The sequence below is a fragment of the Trinickia terrae genome (assembly GCF_005144415.1).
In the GTDB taxonomy this organism is placed as follows: domain Bacteria; phylum Pseudomonadota; class Gammaproteobacteria; order Burkholderiales; family Burkholderiaceae; genus Trinickia_A; species Trinickia_A terrae.
Genome location: NZ_SWJE01000004.1, coordinates 236,512 through 252,382 on the forward strand (window position 1 = coordinate 236,512; position 15,871 = coordinate 252,382).

A 15,871-nucleotide genomic window follows, 5' to 3' on the forward strand; every position below is an offset into this window, starting at 1 on the left:
GCTTCGGCGTGGGCTTTTGTTTGCGGGGCAGGCCGGCAGTGCGCGACTGCTGGCCTGTGGTGATGCTTAGCGCTGCTTGAGCTTCGCGAATGCCGCGGCAATGGCGCCTGCCGGTTCCGGATCGCGCGGGCGCTGCGGACGTGCGCCGCCCGAACGGCCGCCGCGGTCCTGCTGCTGCGGGTTGCCGCGCGACGACGGGCCAGCGGACGCGTCGTCGTCGAGCCGCATTGTCAGCGCGATGCGCTGGCGCTTCACGTCGACGTCGAGCACCTTCACCTTCACGACCTGGCCGGCCTTCACGACTTCGTGCGGGTCCTTGATGAACTTCGTCGACATCGCCGACACGTGCACTAGGCCGTCCTGATGCACGCCGATGTCGACGAACGCACCGAATGCCGCCACGTTCGTCACGACGCCTTCGAGCACCATGCCCGGCGCCAGGTCGGAAACCTTTTCGACGCCTTCGCGGAAAGTTGCCGTCTTGAACTCGGGACGCGGGTCGCGGCCCGGCTTCTCGAGCTCGGAGAGAATGTCGCGCACCGTCGGCAGGCCGAAGCGGTCGTCGACGAACTCCGCCGGCGACAGGCCCGCGAGCGCGTCGCGGTTGCCGAGCACGTCGCCGATCTGCTTCTTGATCTTCGCGAGCATGCGTTCGACGACCGGATACGCCTCTGGGTGCACCGAGGAGCGGTCGAGCGGATTTTCACCGCTGTTGATGCGCAAAAAGCCCGCGGCCTGCTCGAAAGTCTTGTCGCCGAGACGCGGCACCTTGCGCAGATGTTCGCGCGACGGAAACGGACCGTTCGCATCGCGGTAGTCGACAATGTTGCGCGCGAGCGTCGCGTTCAGGCCCGACACGCGGGCGAGCAGCGCGACGGACGCGGTGTTCGCATCGACGCCGACCGCGTTCACGCAATCCTCGACGACCGCGTCGAGCGAGCGCGCCAGTTCGCGCTGGTTCACGTCGTGCTGATATTGCCCGACGCCGATCGCCTTCGGCTCGATCTTGACGAGCTCGGCGAGCGGGTCCTGCAGGCGGCGTGCGATCGACACCGCACCGCGCAGCGAGACGTCGAGTTCCGGAAACTCCTTGGCCGCCAGCTCGGAAGCCGAATAGACCGACGCGCCGGCTTCCGACACAACGATCTTCTGCAATTTCAGCTCCGGATGGCGCGAAATCAGCTCGCTCGCGAGCTTGTCGGTTTCGCGCGAGGCCGTGCCGTTGCCGATGCTGATGAGCTCGGCCTGCGTTTGCGCGGCGATGCGCGCGAGCTTGGCGAGCGAGCCGTCCCAATCGCGGCGCGGCTCGTGCGGGTAGATCGTGTCGGTGGCGAGCAGCTTGCCGGTGCGATCGACGACGGCGACCTTCACACCCGTGCGCAGGCCTGGATCGAGGCCGAGCACGGCCTTGGGTCCCGCCGGCGCGGCAAGCAGCAGATCCTTCAGGTTGCGCGCGAAGACGCGAATCGCCTCATGCTCGGCTTCGTCGCGCAACTGCGTCAGCAGCTCGTTTTCGAGGTGCGGCTGGACCTTCACGCGCCAGCACCAGCGGCAGACGTCGGAGAGCCATTTGTCGGCGGGACGGCCCTGGTTCGCGATGCCGAAATGGCGCGCGATCGTCGCTTCGCCCGGATGCGGCACTTGCGCGTCGAGCTCTTCGCCGAGACCGAGCTTCACCATCAGCACGCCGGCGTTGCGGCCTCGGAAGAGGGCGAGCGCACGATGCGACGGAACGGTCTTGATGGTCTCCGAATAATCGTAGTAGTCGCGGAATTTCTCGCCTTCTTCGCCTTCTTTCCCTTCCACCACGGTGGACGACACGACGCCCTGGCTATGCAGGTAATCGCGCAGCCTGCCGAGCAGCTCGGCGGTTTCGCCGAATTGTTCCGAGAGGATGTCGCGGGCGCCGTCGAGCGCGGCTTTCACGTCGGCCACGCCTTTTTCCGCATCCACGTAGGCGGCGGCTTCGGCCTGGGGATCGAGCAGCGGATTGGCGAGCAGCGCCTGCGCGAGCGGCTCCAGGCCGGCTTCGCGCGCGATCTGCGCTCGCGTGCGGCGCTTCGGCTTATAGGGCAGGTACAGGTCTTCGAGGACTTGCTTGCTGTCGGCAGCTTCGATCGCCGTGCGCAATTCGTCGGTGAGCTTGCCTTGCTCCTCGATGCTCGCGAGAATCGCCGCGCGGCGGTCTTCGAGCTCGCGCAGATAGAGGAGCCGCTCTTCGAGCTGGCGCAGTTGGGTGTCGTCGAGATTGCCGGTCACTTCCTTGCGGTACCGGGCGATAAACGGAACGGTCGCGCCTTCATCGAGAAGTTGCACCGCCGCCGCGACTTGGCGCGGCTGGACGGTCAATTCGGCGGCGATGCGCTGGACGATCTTGAGTGCTACGGTTTCCGTCATGTGATGTACGTCTAGCCTGCTAGGCTCAATCGGGGCTCCAGGCCCGGAATCCGCGGCCGTCAGCGGCGCGGGAGGCGGGAGCCGGGGTTGTCGAAGCGGGGCATTTTGCCATAAATGCCAGAGCCCTCAAGCTTGGGGTGTTAGAATTTCACGCATGTCCCGATGCCTTTCTACGACGTTGCCAACTTCCCGTTTCTTGCTTGCTTCGCGCGCCGCGTGGGTCAGCGCGGCGCTGTTTGCGTTGCCGCTCGGGCTGCCGTCAGCGGCCTTCGCTCAAGACATGCCGGCTTCGGCGGCGAGTGCCCCGGCGCCCGCCGCTGCGCCCGCCAGCGATTTCGACGCCCGCCAGAAAGCGCTCGATCGCCGTTCCGCACAGAACGACTACGAGTATGGCGTCGCCTCCCACAATTGCTATAGCAAGTTTTTCGTGAACGCTTGCCTGGGCAATGCCCGCGACAAAATGCGCGACGTGCGCTCGGAGATTCGCAAGGAGCAACTGGCGCTCAACGACGAGGAACGCGCCTCGCGTGCGCAGCAGCGCGACGAGCAGGCGGCGGTGAAGCGCGCGCAGGACGAAGCCGAAGCGCCGCAGCGCACGGCCAACGATGCGCACAACCAGCAGCAATTCGAAGACAAGCAGCGCCAGCACGAACTCGATCAGGCCCGGCGCAACGCCGAAGCGCCGCAGCGCGCGGCGAACGAGGCCACGTACAACCAGAAGCAGGCCGATTACCAGCGCAAGCTCGACGAGGCCCACGCGCAGGCGGCGCAAAAAGCGCAGCAGCGCGCGGAGAACGCGCAGCGCTACCAGCAAAAGCAAACGGACGCCGCGCAGCACAAGGCAGATGTCGAAGCGCGCCAGAAGCAGGCTGCCGATAAGCAGCAACAACAGCAACAGCAGCAGTTGCAGGAACAACGACAGCAGCAAGAGCAATTGAAGCAGCAACAAGAAAGCGAGTAACGCGTTTTTTGCCGTACAGCAACCTCAGGCGCAGCGGCCGCAAAACGCGGCGCGGCGCCTAACCGACCGAGGAGGCGAGCATGCGCGAGCAGCAAGCGATCAACCCTGATGTGCTTCGTGACCGCATTTTGCAGTTGCAATCGGAGCATAGCGAGCTCGATCGCATGATCGGCCAGTTGGCGACCTCGCCGGACATCACCGACTTCGAGCTGCGGCGCCTGAAGAAGCGCAAGCTCAAGGTCAAGGACAACATCATCTTGCTGCAGTTGCAGCTCGAACCGGATACGCACGCGTAAGCATGACCTGGCAAGCGCCGGTGTCGCGCCGGGTGCGCCGGTCTTCGCAGGACAGGAACCGCTTGCCTTGAATTCACCGCTCGATGCTTCTACCGACCAACCGCGCGCCGGCGCGTCCGGCGCGCGGCCGTCCGTCCGCGAGGCGCCGGTTTTAAATCCCAAGCGCGGCGCCGAGCTCGACGCGATTTTCGCTGCGGACGGCCTCCTCGCGCAGCGGATCGACGGTTACCGGCCGCGCGCGTCGCAGATCGAAATGGCGCGCGCCGTTGCTGCGGCGATGGAGGCATCGGGCCGCGCGATGCCGGAGCCGGCGATGTTCGAGGCGCAGGCGCGTCCGGCGCGCCGTCTGCAGAAGAGCGGCGATGCCGCCGAGCGGACCGCCGAGATCGCGCGCGAAGTCGCTGACGATACCGGGGACAACACGCTGATCGTCGAGGCCGGCACCGGCACCGGCAAGACCTACGCATACCTTGTCCCGGCGATGCTGTGGGGCGGCAAGGTCATCGTCTCGACCGGCACCAAGCACCTTCAGGATCAGCTCTTCCAGCGTGACATTCCGACCGTGCGCGACGCGCTCGCGGTGCCGGTTTCGGTCGCGATGCTCAAAGGGCGCGCCAATTACCTGTGCCACTACTACCTGCAGCGCACCGCGGACAACGGCCGTCTGCCGTCGCGGCAGGATACGGCTTATCTGCAGGACATCGTCCGCTTCGCCAAGATCACGCGCACCGGCGACAAGGCCGAGCTCGCGAGCGTGCCGGAGACGGCGCCGGTCTGGTCGATGGTGACTTCGACGCGCGACAACTGTCTCGGCCAGGAATGCCCGCGCTATAAGGAATGCTTCGTGATGCAGGCGCGCCGCGAAGCGCAGCAGGCGGACATCGTCGTCGTCAACCACCACCTGTTTTTCGCAGACATCATGCTCCGCGATACGGGGATGGCGGAGCTGCTGCCATCGGCGAACACCATCGTTTTCGACGAAGCGCACCAGTTGCCCGAGACGGCGACGCTTTTTTTCGGCGAAACGCTTTCCACCGCGCAGTTCCTCGAGCTCGCCCGCGATTCGGTGGCGGAAGGCTTGAGCCACGCGCGCGACGCGGTGGAATGGGTGAAGCTCGGCGCGGCGCTCGAGCGCGCGGCGCGCGATGTGCGGCTCGCGTTCAAGGAGGACGCGGTGCGGCTGTCGCTCAGCCAGTTGCCCGGCGATCACCCGCTGTTCCCCGCGCTCGACGCCCTGGAAGCCGCGCTCGACGCGCTCGCCGCGGCGCTGGCCGGGCAGGCTGAGCGCGCGGAATCGATCGGCGCCTGCCAGCGGCGTGCGCGTGAGTTGCAGGATTTGCTGAAGGGCTGGACGGTGCTACCGGATGCCGAGCCGCCGAGCAACGAATCGGAAGCGAAGAAGGACAAAGCCGACGATCCAAACGAAAAGGTGCGCTGGATCGAGGTGTTTTCGCACACGGTCCAACTGCACGAGACGCCGCTGTCGGTCGCGCCGATCTTCGCGAAGCAGCGCGCCGGCGTGCCGCGCGCGTGGATCTTCACGTCGGCGACGCTCTCGGTGCGCGGCGACTTCACGCACTATGCCGCGCAAATGGGCTTGAGCGCGAAGCGTTCGATGACGCTGCCAAGCCCGTTCGACTACGGCACGCAAGGTTTGCTTTACGTGCCGCGCAACCTGCCGCAGCCATCCTCTCCGATGTTCACCGATGCGGTGTTCGACGCCGCGCTGCCGGCGATCGAGGCATCCGGCGGCGGCGTCTTCATGCTGTGCACGACGCTGCGCGCCGTCGACCGGATCGCCGCCAAGCTGCGCGATGCGATCGAAGCGCGCGGCTGGGACATGCCGCTCCTCGTGCAGGGCGACGCGAGCCGCACCGAGTTGCTCGATCGATTCCGAGCCTACGGCAACGCGATCCTGGTGGGCAGCCAGAGCTTCTGGGAAGGCGTCGATGTGCGTGGCGATGCGCTCTCGCTCGTCGTGATCGACAAGCTGCCGTTTGCGCCGCCCGACGATCCGGTGTTGTCCGCGCGGCTCGACGCGCTGGCGAAGAAAGGCCTGAGCCCGTTTGCGGTCCATCAGCTCCCGCAGGCGGTGATTACGCTCAAGCAGGGCGCGGGGCGCCTGATTCGCGCGGAGACGGATCGCGGGGTGCTGATGATCTGCGATACGCGGCTCGTCGACAAACCTTATGGCCGGCGCATCTGGCAGAGCCTCCCGCCGTTCAAGCGGACGCGCGAAATAGACGTGGTAAGGGAGTTCTTCGACGATCGCGCATTGTCGAAGTGATCGGCGCCTCCAAGCGGATTACTCCGCGTCAGGCGTAAAAAAACCCGGCCTCGGTGGCCGGGTTTTTCATTGGGCGGTATATCGGAGGAGGCAGATCACCAGATCTGCCACCACGATTTCGCCGCACCCTGGCGCGCGTGGCCGGTGATGTAGGGGCTGTCGGGGAAGGTGGCGGAGAGCACGCGCTTCGTATCTTCGGCGAGCTGCGGCTCATTGAGCTCCGTGTACGACAGAATCATGATGTGCAGCGCATCCTCGATCGCAGGCGCGTTCTTGTATTCCTTGATCGCGAGCTGCGCCCGGTTGATCGCCGCCACATAGGCGCCGCGGCGATAGTAGTAGTCGGCGGAGTGCACCTCGTGCGAAGCGAGCGCATTCACGATATAGCGCATGCGAGCGGCCGCATCGGGTGCGTACTTGCTGTTCGGGTATTTGTCGACGACGACCTTGAACGCGTCATACGATTCGCGCAGCGACTTCGGGTCGCGCTCGCTCATGTCCTGGCCGGAAAAGCGTCCGAACAGGCCGAGGTCGTCGTTGAAGTGGATCATCCCCTTCAGGTAGTGCGCGTAGGCGATATCGGGGTGATCCGGATGCAGCTGGATGAAGCGGTCGATGGCGGTGTCTGCGGCGGCCGTTTCGTTATCCTTCCAGTCGCAGTAGGCGACGTTGATCTGCGCCTGCTGTGCGAAGTGGCCGAACGGGTCGCGGCCTTCCAGCGCTTCGAAGTATTTCGCGCACTTGCCCCAGTCGCCGCCGGTCAAGGCGTCCTGGGCCTCCGAGTATAATTTGTTGTTCGACCAGGTCGCCGTCTCGTCGGTCTTTTGCGGCAGGCCGTGACAGGCCGCCATCAGCGCTGCAGCAGCGCCCAGTGCCAGATAGGTGCTCGCGGGTTTGATGGCGCGCTTTGCTGCATGGACGGCCGCGCTGAGGGCCGATTTGATGATGGTGTTCAGGGCTCGCATTTCCTAGCTATAAGTCTCAGTGACCCAGTCTAAATGACCCGCTCAAGTGCTTCAGGCGCCAATTCACGAAACAACAAGTCCGGCCCCAAAGATCGCGACGAAGATTATAGCCCAAGCGCAGACCCCGCCGACGCGTCGGCCGGGCCGCGCCTCGCGCAGGTGCCGCCCGAGCTTGCCGGCGAGCGGCTCGACAAGGTGCTCGCGAAAGTCTTTCCGGAGTTTTCGCGCAGCCGCTTGCAAAGCTGGATCGAGGCGGAGCGCGTGCTCGTCGACGGAGCGCCCGCCAAGATCCGTCAGCCGGTCCCGCTGGGCGCCATGATCGAGCTCACGCCCGACCTGCTGCCCGAGCAGCTCGCCTTCGCGCCCGAGCCTGTGGCGCTCGACGTCGTCTACGAAGACGACACGCTCGTTGTCATCAACAAGCCTGCGGGGCTCGTCGTGCACCCGGCAGCCGGCAACTGGAGCGGCACGCTCCTGAACGGCCTCCTTTATCGCTATGGCGAGGCGGCTGCCGGGCTGCCGCGCGCGGGCATCGTCCATCGGCTCGACAAGGAGACCTCGGGGCTCATGGTGGTCGCGCGCACGCTCGAGGCGCAGACCGACCTCGTGCGGCAACTGCAGGCGCGCACGGTCAAGCGCCGTTATCTGGCGCTCGTCTGGGGCAACATGCCATCCGAGGGCACCATCGACGCGCCGATCGGCCGCGACCCGCGCGAGCGCACGCGCATGGCCGTGGTGACAGGCGCAGCGGGCAAGCCTGCGCGCACGCATTTTCGTACGGTCGACGAAGCGCTCTGGGAGCGCCAGCCCGTATCGGCGATTCACTGCGATCTCGAGACCGGCCGCACCCATCAGATTCGCGTTCATTGCGCGCACATCGGCCATCCGCTGCTCGGCGACCCGGTCTACGGACGCGCCCGCGGCAAGCGTTCGGTCACGCCGCTGCCGGGCGGCTTTGCGCGCCAGGCGCTGCATGCGTGGCGGCTCGGCTTGATCCATCCGCGGACGGGTCGCGCGATGCAATGGCGCGCCGATCCGCCCGAGGACATGGCCGCGCTCGCCGAGGCGCTCGGTCTTGGCGGAGAGTCCGAACTCGATGAGAGCTACGATGTCTACGACGACGAATTCGACGGTGTGGAGGTGTCGTATGAATCGGAATACGAAGACCCCTCCGACGATGACGACGATGAGGCCGAGGACGCGTAACACCCTGTGCCCGGCCTTTGACGACAACAACAACGAGGAACCATCCGCATGACCTTGCCGAACCTGACGTTGGCCGACTGCCTGCAGCCGGCTTGGCGCGTGTCGCCGCGCGTGCGCGCGCTCGTGACGACACGCAACGGCGGAGTCAGCGCGCCGCCGTATGGGCGATGGACGCAGCAGGGCGCCGATGAGCCGGGCGGCTTGAACCTCGGCCTGCATACGGGCGACGATCTTGTCGCCGTCGAGGCCAATCGCGCGCGCTTGCTGTCGCTCGCCGGCGCGCGCGCGGCGTGGCTCGAGCAGGTGCACGGCAGCGATGTCGTGGCGGCCGGCGACGTGATCGCCGCTGCGGCAAGCGGCGCCGCGCCGGTGCGCGCCGACGCGAGCGCGACGGCGATGCCCGGCGTCGCGTGCATCGTGATGGTGGCCGATTGCATGCCGGTGCTGCTGTGCGATGAGGCAGGGCGCGCGGTCGGCGCGGCGCATGCGGGGTGGCGCGGGCTGGCGTCGGGTGTCGTCGAGAAGACGGCGCAGCGCGTTGCCGACCTCGCCGGCGCGAAGCTCGACGAGCTATGCGCTTACCTTGGGCCAGCGATCGGTCCCGCTGCGTTCGAAGTCGGACCGGATGTGCGTGACGCCTTCATGACGCAAGCCCACTCGAGCGACTGCGATGCCGTCGTGCGCGCCTTCGCCGACCATCCGCACACGCCCGGCAAGTACCTCGCCGATCTCGCGGCATTGGCCCGCGTCCGGCTTGCGCGCCTGGGCATCACACGCGTCGCAGGTGGCGATCTGTGCACGGTCGCCGACCGGGAACGCTTCTATTCGTATCGGCGTGACCGCGTGACCGGCCGTATGGCCGCGATGATCTGGCTTGCCGACTGATAACGATTTCGTGCTGCCAAATTTTTGCGGACTCTGCAAAACGCATTTACGCAGCGCACCGGCTTAAACCCTCGAGAATAGGCAACCGTCTGAGTCTGATTGACGGCGGCGGCTTTTGCTGCGACGCGCTGCGTATCGCGACGTCGATGCCAAATCGCGCATGGCCCGCCGATTCGCTGCGCAACAGCCTTTGTCGATCATGTGGGAAGCCCGTCGGGATTGCCTTGGCGACAGGCTTCGAGAGGCGCTGAAAGGGCACAAAAACGCCTGGCAGGCACCTATCAATCGACATGGGGAAAACGATAATTAAAAAACTATCGCACTGCGGCAAAATCGGAATGAAGCATTGACACGCCTTGTCTAGGGGCGCAAGAATGACCCCTCGCAAGGGCGAGCGTGTCGTAGGTTGCGAGAATTCGCCCGCGTGCGCGAACGCCCGCCTCTCAATCAGTCTTCCGAGACTCTCAGGTCAAACGCGGGTATGACTGCATCAAAAAAATCATCGACTTCCTCTCACACGGATACCTCCTCGGGCCGCGCGCAGCAGCAAGCCGGAACAGGCGCAACCGACATGCGGCAAATGTTCGACGCATGGATGAACACGTGGCGCTCGCTTGCGAACCCCGCCGATTGGCAGCAAGCCGGACAGCAAGCTGTCGCTCAGATGGGTGCGATGGGCAATGGCGGGTCGTTTCCGTTCGCGATGCCGCAGATGCCGTCCATGCCGGCGATGCCGGGAATGCCGAATTTCGGGGGAGCTTCCTTTGGCGAGGCCGCCTCGCAAATGCTGACCGGCTTGAAGCTGCCGACCGCGGCTGTGCCGCCGGCGCGCCTGCAGCAGTTGCAGTCCGATTACTCCCGCGATTGCCTCGAACTGCTGAAGCGCGCCAGTGCAGCGAATGCCACGACGCCTGAGCTCAAGGACCGGCGCTTCAGCGCGGATGCCTGGAAGAGCACGCCGGCTTATGCCTACACGGCAGCCTGGTACCTGCTCAATGCCCGCTATCTGCAGGAACTCGCCGATGCGGTCGAGACCGACCCGAAGACGCGCGAGCGCATTCGTTTCGCGGTCCAGCAATGGACGGCGGCCGCCGCGCCCAGCAACTTCTTCGCGCTCAATCCCGAGGCGCAGAAGACCTTGCTCGAAAGCCAGGGCGAGAGCCTGCGGCAAGGCATCCTGAACCTGCTCGCAGACCTGCAGCGCGGCAAGATTTCCCAGAGCGACGAGTCGCGCTTCGTGGTCGGCAAGAACCTGGCGACGACCGAAGGCGCCGTCGTCTTCGAAAACGATCTGTTCCAACTGATCCAGTACAAGCCGCGCACGCCGAACGTGTTCGAGCGGCCGTTCCTGATCGTGCCGCCTTGCATCAACAAGTACTACATCCTCGATTTGCAGCCCGAAAGTTCGCTTGTCGCGCACGCGCTCGACAACGGGCATCAGGTGTACCTGATTTCGTGGCGCAACGCCGATGCTTCGCTGGCAAGCAAGACCTGGGACGACTACATGGAAGATGGCGTGCTCGCCGCCATCGATGTCGTCAAGCGGGTGAGCGGCCGCGAGCAGCTCAATACGCTCGGCTTTTGCATCGGCGGCACGATGCTCGCGACGGCGCTCGCCGTGCTGGCCGCGCGCGGCCAGCACCCCGCGGCGTCGATGACGCTGCTCACCGCGATGCTCGACTTCTCGGATACCGGCGTGCTCGACGTGTTCGTCGACGAGCCGCACGTGCAGATGCGCGAGCAGACGATCGGCGGCAAGAACGGTACGCCGCCGGGCCTGATGCGCGGCATCGAGTTCGCCAATGCGTTTTCGTTCCTGCGTCCGAACGACCTCGTATGGAACTACGTCGTCGACAACTACCTGAAGGGCCGCACCCCCGCGCCGTTCGACCTGCTGTTCTGGAACGGCGATTCGACCAATCTGCCCGGCCCGATGTACGCGTGGTACCTGCGCCATACGTACCTCGAGAATCGCCTGCGCGAGCCGGGCGCGCTGACCGTGTGCGGCGAATCGGTCGACCTGTCGCGCATCGACGTGCCCACCTTCATCTACGGTTCACGCGAGGACCATATCGTCCCGTGGCAAACGGCTTATGCCTCCGCGCCGCTCCTCACCGGGCCGCAGCGTTTCGTGCTTGGCGCATCGGGCCATATCGCGGGCGTGATCAATCCGCCGGCCAAGAACAAGCGCAGCTACTGGGTGGTCGAAAACGAAGAGACGCAGCTGCCAGAGAATCCGGACGAGTGGTTCGGCCTCGCCACTGAAAAACCCGGCAGCTGGTGGCCTGAGTGGGTCAAGTGGCTCGATCAATATGGCGGCAAGAAAGTGAAGCCGTCGGCGAAGCTCGGATCGGCGGAATTTCCCGTCATCGAGGCGGCGCCGGGGCGTTACGTGCAGCAGCGCGACTGAATGCTGCGGCCGGTGAGGCCGGGTCGCGTAGGGATGGGTTTTTAACTGTGCGAGTGGCGGCGCGACGCGCCGCTTGGCTCGGAGGACTTGGAAATGACTGACGTAGTGATCGTATCGGCTGCCCGCACCGCGGTCGGCAAATTCGGCGGTTCCATCGCGAAGATCGCGGCGCCCGAACTCGGCGCGACGGTAATCCGCGCGGTGCTCGAGCGCTCCGGCATCAAGCCCGAGCAAGTGAGCGAAGTCATCATGGGGCAGGTATTGGCGGCCGGCTCGGGGCAGAACCCGGCGCGGCAGTCGCTCATCAAGGCCGGCCTGCCGAGCGCAGTGCCGGGCATGACGATCAACAAGGTGTGCGGCTCGGGCCTGAAGGCCGTGATGCTGGCAGCCAACGCGATCATCGCGGGCGATTCGGAAATCGTCGTCGCGGGCGGCCAGGAAAACATGAGCGCCGCGCCGCACGTGCTGCTCGGCTCGCGCGACGGCTTCCGCATGGGCGATGCGAAGCTGACTGACACGATGATCGTCGACGGCCTGTGGGACGTCTACAACCAGTACCACATGGGCATCACGGCGGAAAACGTCGCGAAGGAATACGGCATCACGCGTGAAGAGCAGGACGCGTTCGCGGCGCTGTCGCAGAACAAGGCCGAAGCCGCGCAGAAGGCTGGGCGCTTCGACGATGAAATCGTGCCGATCGAAATTCCGCAGAGGAAAGGCGAGCCGCTGCGCTTCGCGACCGACGAGTTCGTGCGCCACGGCGTGACGGCCGAGTCGCTTGCTGGCCTGAAGCCGGCGTTCACGAAGGAAGGCACGGTGACGGCGGCCAACGCGTCGGGCCTCAACGACGGCGCCGCGGCGGTCGTCGTGATGTCGGCGAAGAAGGCCGAGGCGCTGGGACTGACGCCGCTCGCGCGCATCAAGGCTTACGCGAGCGCGGGCGTCGACCCGAAGGTGATGGGCATGGGCCCGGTGCCGGCGTCCAAGCGCTGCCTGGAGCGCGCGGGCTGGTCGGCGTCGGATCTCGACCTGATGGAAATCAACGAAGCGTTCGCAGCGCAGGCGCTCGCCGTGCACAAGCAGATGGGCTGGGATACGTCGAAGGTCAACGTGAACGGTGGCGCGATCGCGATCGGCCACCCGATCGGGGCGTCCGGCTGCCGGATTCTCGTCACGCTGCTGCATGAAATGCAAAAGCGGGACGCCAAGCGCGGTCTCGCGTCGCTGTGCATCGGCGGCGGGATGGGCGTGGCGCTCGCAGTGGAACGCGTCTGATTCGCGAACGAACGGGCGGCGGTTTGCCGCCCCAGACAACGATAATGGAGAGTGATTCATGACTCAGCGTATTGCGTACGTAACTGGCGGGATGGGCGGTATCGGCACGAGCATCAGCCAGCGCCTGCTCAAGCAAGGCTTCAAGGTCGTCGTGGGCTGCGGGCCGAATTCGCCGCGCAAGACGAAGTGGCTCGAGCAGCAGAAGGCGCTCGGCTTCGACTTCATTGCGTCGGAAGGCAACGTCGGCGACTGGGAGTCGACGAAGCTGGCCTTCGAAAAGGTCAAGGCCGAAGTCGGCGAGGTCGACGTGCTGGTCAACAACGCGGGCATCACGCGCGACGTCGTGTTCCGCAAGATGACGCATGAAGACTGGACAGCCGTGATCGACACGAACCTGACGAGCCTCTTCAACGTGACGAAGCAGGTGATCGACGGGATGGTCGAGCGCGGCTTCGGCCGGGTCATCAATATTTCGTCGGTGAACGGCCAGAAGGGCCAGTTCGGCCAGACCAACTACTCGACGGCCAAGGCCGGCATCCACGGCTTCACGATGGCGCTGGCGCAGGAAGTGGCGACCAAGGGCGTGACAGTCAACACGGTGTCGCCGGGTTATATCGGCACGGACATGGTGAAGTCGATCCGTCCCGATGTGCTGGAAAAGATCGTTGCGACGATTCCGGTGCGCCGCCTGGGCACGCCGGACGAAATCGCATCGATCGTGGCGTGGCTCGCTTCGGACGAATCGGGGTTCTCGACGGGCGCCGATTTCTCGCTGAACGGCGGGCTGCATATGGGCTGATCCGTGTTGCGCCGCCCCGGTTCGCCGGGCGGCGCAGCCGCGTCAGAGGGTCTAGGGGGCGCCTCCCCCCTGCGAGCGTTGCGCTCGCGGAGTTCGATGGCGCCGCCATTGCGCTTCGTTTGCGCTCAAAGGCGTTACATGTCCACTACTACTACAAAGAAAACAGCCGAACGACTGATCAAGAAATATCCGAATCGTCGGCTCTACGACACTGAGACGAGCACCTACATCACGTTGAGCGATGTGAAGCAGCTTGTGCTCGAGCAGGAGGACTTCAAGGTCATCGATGCGAAGAGCAACGAGGACCTGACGCGCAGCATCCTGTTGCAGATCATTCTCGAAGAGGAGAGCGGCGGCGTGCCGATGTTCTCCTCTCCGATGCTCTCGCAGATCATCCGTTTCTACGGACATGCGATGCAGGGAATGATGGGAACGTACCTGGAAAAGAACATCCAGGCGTTCATCGACATTCAGAACAAGCTCGCAGACCAGTCGAAGAGCCTGTACGAGGGCAATACGCTGAATCCGGAAGTCTGGTCGCAGTTCATGAACATGCAGGCGCCGATGATGCAGGGCATGATGACGAGCTACATCGAGCAGTCGAAGAACATGTTCGTGCAGATGCAGGAGCAGATGCAGAACCAGGCGAAGAACATGTTCAGCACGTTCCCGTTCAAGCCGAATCCCGAGCCGGAGAAGAAGTAACGGCGGTTGGGATGGAAGGCGACAGCGCCGGCCCGATGGCCGGCGCTTGTCCATTAGGGGGTGATTCCCCGGGGCCGCCTTCGCATGAGGCGGCGCCGATCAAGGCCTGGCGCGGTACAATAATGGGTTTTCGCGCGACATGGCGGATCGGGCCGCAAACTCGATGTTCCGTCCCCGTCGCGAGCGATGCGACGGCGGCCTCGCGCCCTCCATCGCCCTTGCAGCGCCAGTGCGCATCGATGCCGAGTTCGTCTGAGGCATTCCCCCTGTGCGTTGCCCGATTGTCGTCACTCGCCGGACCATCCTTATGTCGCAAACTTCCGCTTCAAACACGCCGAAAGTCGGTTTCGTCTCACTCGGCTGCCCGAAAGCCCTTGTCGATTCCGAGCAGATCATCACGCAGCTGCGTGCCGAAGGCTACGAGATCTCGGGCACCTATGACGGCGCGGATCTCGTCGTCGTCAATACCTGCGGCTTCATCGACGAGGCGGTTCAGGAAAGTCTCGATGCGATTGGCGAAGCGCTGACCGAGAACGGCAAGGTGATCGTCACCGGCTGCCTCGGCGCGAAAAAGAGCGCGAGCGGCTCGGGCCTCATCGAGGAAGTGCATCCGAAGGTGCTGGCCGTCACCGGGCCGCACGCCGTCGGCGAGGTCATGCAGGCCGTGCACAGCCATCTGCCGAAGCCGCACGATCCGTTCGTCGATCTCGTGCCGCCCGCCGGCATCAAGCTCACGCCGCGTCACTACGCCTACCTGAAGATTTCCGAAGGCTGCAACCATCGCTGCACGTTCTGCATCATTCCGTCGATGCGCGGCGATCTCGTCTCGCGTCCGGTCGCGGAAGTCATGCTCGAAGCCGAGAACCTGTTCAAGTCCGGCGTGAAGGAGCTGCTCGTGATCTCGCAGGACACGAGCGCCTATGGCGTCGACGTCAAGTTCCGCACCGGCTTCTGGAACGGCCGCCCGCTCAAGACGCGCATGACCGAGCTCGTCGGCGCGCTCGGCGAGCTGGCCGCGCAATACGGCGCGTGGGTGCGGCTCCACTACGTGTATCCGTATCCGCACGTCGACGAGATCATTCCGATGATGGCCGAAGGGCCGTTCAAGGGCCACGTGCTGCCGTATCTCGACGTGCCGTTCCAGCACGCGCATCCGGACGTGCTCAAGCGCATGAAGCGTCCCGCCAATGCCGAGAAGACGCTCGAGCGCGTCCAGGCGTGGCGCGAGATCTGCCCGGACCTGACGATTCGCAGCACCTTCATCGCCGGCTTCCCCGGCGAGACCGAAGCGCAGTTCGAGACGCTCATCGACTTCATCCGCGAGGCCGAGCTCGATCGCGTCGGCTGCTTTGCGTACTCGCCGGTCGAAGGCGCGAGCGCGAACGAGCTCGACGGCGCGCTGCCCGACGAAGTCCGCGAGGAGCGCCGCGCGCGCTTCATGGAAGTCGCCGAGGAGGTGTCGGCCAAGCGCATGGCGCGCAAGGTCGGCAAGACGCTCAAGGTGCTCGTCGACGAAATCAATGCCGACGGCGGCATCGGCCGGACCGCGGCCGACGCGCCGGAGATCGACGGCGTCGTCTACGTGGCGCCCGCGACGAAGGCGTCCAAGCGCTACAAGGCCGGCGATTTCATCTCGGTCAAGATCACCGGCGCCGACGGGCACGACCTCTGGGGCGAGGTCTGAG

General features: G+C 65.1%; 12 protein-coding genes. 10 read left to right on the forward strand and 2 right to left on the reverse strand.

Annotated features, from left to right (window positions below):
* Positions 1 to 66: 66 nt before the first annotated feature.
* Entirely contained in the window at positions 67 to 2,397 is a 2,331-nt protein-coding gene (locus FAZ69_RS08875) for a Tex family protein (protein ID WP_136893575.1), read from the reverse strand.
* 154 nt (positions 2,398 to 2,551) lie between these two features.
* Between FAZ69_RS08875 and FAZ69_RS08880 the strand changes: the two genes are divergently transcribed.
* From FAZ69_RS08880 to yoaA, 3 genes are all read left to right on the forward strand, one after another.
* On the forward strand, positions 2,552 to 3,358 hold the full coding sequence (locus FAZ69_RS08880; RefSeq protein WP_136893576.1) for a hypothetical protein: 807 nt from the start codon (positions 2,552 to 2,554) through the stop codon (positions 3,356 to 3,358).
* An 80-nt stretch (positions 3,359 to 3,438) separates the two neighbouring features.
* Positions 3,439 to 3,654 carry a DUF465 domain-containing protein gene (locus tag FAZ69_RS08885; RefSeq protein WP_136893577.1) on the forward strand — a complete coding sequence of 72 codons (216 nt, stop codon included), beginning with the start codon at positions 3,439 to 3,441 and terminating at the stop codon, positions 3,652 to 3,654.
* Positions 3,655 to 3,721: 67 nt separating this feature from the next.
* Positions 3,722 to 5,941, forward strand: a complete 2,220-nt coding sequence (yoaA, locus tag FAZ69_RS08890; RefSeq protein WP_136893578.1) for a DNA repair helicase YoaA — start codon at positions 3,722 to 3,724, stop codon at positions 5,939 to 5,941.
* A gap of 95 nt (positions 5,942 to 6,036) precedes the next feature.
* Here yoaA and FAZ69_RS08895 read toward each other — a convergent pair whose 3' ends face one another.
* Positions 6,037 to 6,906: an outer membrane protein assembly factor BamD gene (locus FAZ69_RS08895; RefSeq protein WP_136893579.1), complete on the reverse strand. Its 870-nt coding sequence runs from the start codon at positions 6,904 to 6,906 to the stop codon at positions 6,037 to 6,039.
* 33 nt (positions 6,907 to 6,939) lie between these two features.
* On the opposite strand from FAZ69_RS08895, the gene FAZ69_RS08900 reads away from it, so the two are divergent.
* The 7 genes from FAZ69_RS08900 to rimO all read left to right on the forward strand — a co-directional run bounded on the left by FAZ69_RS08900 (position 6,940) and on the right by rimO (position 15,870).
* Positions 6,940 to 8,112 carry an RluA family pseudouridine synthase gene (locus FAZ69_RS08900; RefSeq protein ID WP_136893580.1) on the forward strand — a complete coding sequence of 391 codons (1,173 nt, stop codon included), beginning with the start codon at positions 6,940 to 6,942 and terminating at the stop codon, positions 8,110 to 8,112.
* Between the two features lie 48 nt (positions 8,113 to 8,160).
* Positions 8,161 to 8,997, forward strand: a complete 837-nt coding sequence (pgeF, locus tag FAZ69_RS08905) for a peptidoglycan editing factor PgeF (protein WP_136893581.1) — start codon at positions 8,161 to 8,163, stop codon at positions 8,995 to 8,997.
* A gap of 481 nt (positions 8,998 to 9,478) precedes the next feature.
* Positions 9,479 to 11,407 (forward strand): class I poly(R)-hydroxyalkanoic acid synthase, encoded by a 1,929-nt coding sequence (gene phaC / locus FAZ69_RS08910; protein ID WP_136893582.1) that lies wholly within the window; start codon positions 9,479 to 9,481, stop codon positions 11,405 to 11,407.
* A 93-nt stretch (positions 11,408 to 11,500) separates the two neighbouring features.
* The gene (locus FAZ69_RS08915; protein WP_136893583.1) at positions 11,501 to 12,682 is read left to right on the forward strand and encodes an acetyl-CoA C-acetyltransferase; all 1,182 of its coding nucleotides are present in this window, start codon (positions 11,501 to 11,503) and stop codon (positions 12,680 to 12,682) included.
* A gap of 58 nt (positions 12,683 to 12,740) precedes the next feature.
* Positions 12,741 to 13,481, forward strand: a complete 741-nt coding sequence (locus FAZ69_RS08920; RefSeq protein ID WP_136893584.1) for a 3-ketoacyl-ACP reductase — start codon at positions 12,741 to 12,743, stop codon at positions 13,479 to 13,481.
* A gap of 138 nt (positions 13,482 to 13,619) precedes the next feature.
* Positions 13,620 to 14,186, forward strand: a complete 567-nt coding sequence (gene phaR, locus FAZ69_RS08925; RefSeq protein ID WP_136893585.1) for a polyhydroxyalkanoate synthesis repressor PhaR — start codon at positions 13,620 to 13,622, stop codon at positions 14,184 to 14,186.
* Positions 14,187 to 14,493: 307 nt separating this feature from the next.
* Positions 14,494 to 15,870: a 30S ribosomal protein S12 methylthiotransferase RimO gene (gene rimO / locus FAZ69_RS08930; RefSeq protein WP_136893586.1), complete on the forward strand. Its 1,377-nt coding sequence runs from the start codon at positions 14,494 to 14,496 to the stop codon at positions 15,868 to 15,870.
* Position 15,871: the final 1 nt, after the last annotated feature.

Coding starts and splice junctions, on each gene's coding strand:
- FAZ69_RS08875 (WP_136893575.1), bottom strand. CDS start 2,397: ATGACGGAAACCGTAGCACTCAAGATCGTCCAGCGCATCGCCGCCGAA.
- FAZ69_RS08880 (WP_136893576.1), top strand. CDS start 2,552: ATGTCCCGATGCCTTTCTACGACGTTGCCAACTTCCCGTTTCTTGCTT.
- FAZ69_RS08885 (WP_136893577.1), top strand. CDS start 3,439: ATGCGCGAGCAGCAAGCGATCAACCCTGATGTGCTTCGTGACCGCATT.
- FAZ69_RS08895 (WP_136893579.1), bottom strand. CDS start 6,906: ATGCGAGCCCTGAACACCATCATCAAATCGGCCCTCAGCGCGGCCGTC.
- FAZ69_RS08900 (WP_136893580.1), top strand. CDS start 6,940: ATGACCCGCTCAAGTGCTTCAGGCGCCAATTCACGAAACAACAAGTCC.
- pgeF (WP_136893581.1), top strand. CDS start 8,161: ATGACCTTGCCGAACCTGACGTTGGCCGACTGCCTGCAGCCGGCTTGG.
- phaC (WP_136893582.1), top strand. CDS start 9,479: ATGACTGCATCAAAAAAATCATCGACTTCCTCTCACACGGATACCTCC.
- FAZ69_RS08915 (WP_136893583.1), top strand. CDS start 11,501: ATGACTGACGTAGTGATCGTATCGGCTGCCCGCACCGCGGTCGGCAAA.
- FAZ69_RS08920 (WP_136893584.1), top strand. CDS start 12,741: ATGACTCAGCGTATTGCGTACGTAACTGGCGGGATGGGCGGTATCGGC.
- phaR (WP_136893585.1), top strand. CDS start 13,620: ATGTCCACTACTACTACAAAGAAAACAGCCGAACGACTGATCAAGAAA.
- rimO (WP_136893586.1), top strand. CDS start 14,494: ATGTCGCAAACTTCCGCTTCAAACACGCCGAAAGTCGGTTTCGTCTCA.